The organism is Paenibacillus sp. FSL H8-0282 (assembly GCF_037963825.1).
Lineage (GTDB): Bacteria > Bacillota > Bacilli > Paenibacillales > Paenibacillaceae > Paenibacillus_AQ > Paenibacillus_AQ odorifer.
Map to the genome: position 1 here is coordinate 3,496,995 of NZ_CP150146.1, position 2,166 is coordinate 3,499,160.

Below are 2,166 nucleotides of genomic sequence, written 5' to 3' on the forward strand. Positions count from 1 at the left end.
TAGTTGATCTGGAAACTGAAACTAGAATTCCTGTTGCCGGGCAAACGCCGACGTTGGTCTGCAAGTAAACCTATAAAGACTATTAGAAATCAGATGTATGATGTCAAGCCGCTCCGAAGTGGTAAGTTTCTACGAAGATGCGTACCTTGATGCCGATGGTTTTATACCTTGTACTGTATCTACAGCAGGTTATATCGTCAGAAATCCGAAAGATGGCATTCTACTACTCAATGTTCTTTGAGAGAAATCAAGCCCAATATCCTTGACTTTACTCGGTCAATCGTCGTTGAGAATTGGGAAAAAGTTTGCCGAGATAATACGGACATTGAAATCATGCATCCGAATCGTGATCAAAAAAAGAATACTCGTTCCATAGCTGATGTCGTCTTGCGTGTAGCAACTCGTGAATTTTCTAAAAAAGATGCGACGGTCATTTGGTCAAGCGCGTCATTTGCGAGAATAATTGTCATTTAATCTTGTGGACAGATGTCCGTCACGAGCAGAGTATGTGTGCTTCGAGCAACAGAATAATTTTTTTAAGTTGATGGGTATTCCTAGTTGAAATATAATAATAAATGGTACAATTTTGTTATTTATTGAAAATAAGGGATCCGATGAATTCTATGGATTCGCCACCTTGTTTAACCATTTTATAGCAACTAATAAAATCTCTCACTTATCAGAAGAGAAGAAAAGAGGAGGACAGATCGTTCGAAAAGCTTTAATTATGAGTGCACTCTTAAGGCGATTCTTATTACAGAGACAGAGCTCTCTTTTTATTTTGGTATTGTAATCGCATACAAGTATAAAAGTGGATAAACCGACTGAAAGAGGTGTCATATTTGCATAAAATGGCATTTGTATTCCCAGGACAAGGCACTCAATATGTTGGGATGGGTCAAGCGTGGCATTCAGCTTATCCGATCGCACGGGAATTGTTCGAGATGGCCAACGATGCTCTTGGTTTCGATATAAAAAAAATATGTTTCGAGGGAAGCCCGCAAGTACTTAAAAAGACTGAAATTGCCCAACCCGCAATTTTAACCGTAAGTTTGATTGCCTATCGAATAATACTTCAGGAGGTTGAGGTTGTGCAACCCGTCCTTGCGGGGCATAGCCTTGGAGAGATATCGGCGTTATGTGCAGCAGAGACCTTATCGTTTACCGACGCTATCAAGCTTGTGCATGCCAGAGGAAAATATATGCAGGAAGCTGTACCGGAGGGCGGAGGTTCGATGTATGCCGTGCTCGGTCTTTTATCAGGACAAGTGGAGGAGATATGCAGAGAGGTTTCGCTAAATATAGGTACGGTCGTGCCATCTAACTACAACGCTAGTAAACAAACTGTAATTTCAGGGGTAAACGATGCAGTGGAAGAAGCCGCTATTTCCATGAAACTTGCAGGCGCGCAAGTCATACCGTTAAAAGTCAGCGCTCCCTTTCACAGTCCACTCATGGAACCGGCAGCTGCCCCATTTCGCACATTTTTGAATGAACTTACACTTCATCCTTTGCGGCATCAAGTTGTATCGAATGTTACTGGGGATTTTTACAAAAGTGAACAGGATATTATTCCATTGCTTACTGACCAATTAATGAGGCCAGTTTTGTGGACGGCCTGTATGAATAGGATGGCAACTCTACCTGTTGATGCATTTATCGATACTGGGCCTCGTGAATCGCTAGGGCCGCTCTTGAAGGAACATTTTCCAGAAGCGACGGTATATGCAATAGACTCGGTCCATTCGACAATACAAGATTGTCTTCCCAAAATGAGGCATAAACCCGGGAGAAGTTTCCTGAGGCGCAAGAGTAATCCGATGGATAAATGCTTATCTATTGCCGTATGCACAAAAAATCATAATGAAGATGAGGATGAATATCAAAAAAATGTTGTCGAGCCGTATAAGATTTTGCAGAGAATGAAGGAAGAAATTACCGTTTCCAGTAAAGAGCCGACATTAGAGCAAACTGAGAGATCCCTACATCTACTTCGGACCATTCTTAAAGGGAAAAAGCTGCCTGTCGATGAACTGAGATTACGTTTGGAACAGGCGATTTACGAAACAGATATGCCCAGTTTATATCAAGGACTGCTGATGCTTGACTGACTGGTCGTAAAACAGATCGCTCGCCAAGCTACTCTATGTAATGGAGGTTCAAAAA

Annotated in this window: 2 protein-coding genes; both read left to right on the top strand. The window is 41.8% G+C overall.

Annotated elements, in window-relative coordinates; all coding sequences use genetic code 11:
- Positions 1-97 precede the first annotated feature (97 nt).
- Positions 98-241, top strand: a complete 144-nt coding sequence (locus NST94_RS15120) for a hypothetical protein (protein WP_248549767.1) — start codon at positions 98-100, stop codon at positions 239-241.
- Positions 242-851: 610 nt separating this feature from the next.
- Complete coding sequence (fabD, locus tag NST94_RS15125; protein ID WP_143766520.1) at positions 852-2,111, top strand: ACP S-malonyltransferase; 1,260 nt, start codon at positions 852-854, stop codon at positions 2,109-2,111.
- Positions 2,112-2,166 lie beyond the last annotated feature (55 nt).

Coding starts and splice junctions, on each gene's coding strand:
- fabD (WP_143766520.1), top strand. CDS start 852: ATGGCATTTGTATTCCCAGGACAAGGCACTCAATATGTTGGGATGGGT.
- NST94_RS15120 (WP_248549767.1), top strand. CDS start 98: ATGATGTCAAGCCGCTCCGAAGTGGTAAGTTTCTACGAAGATGCGTAC.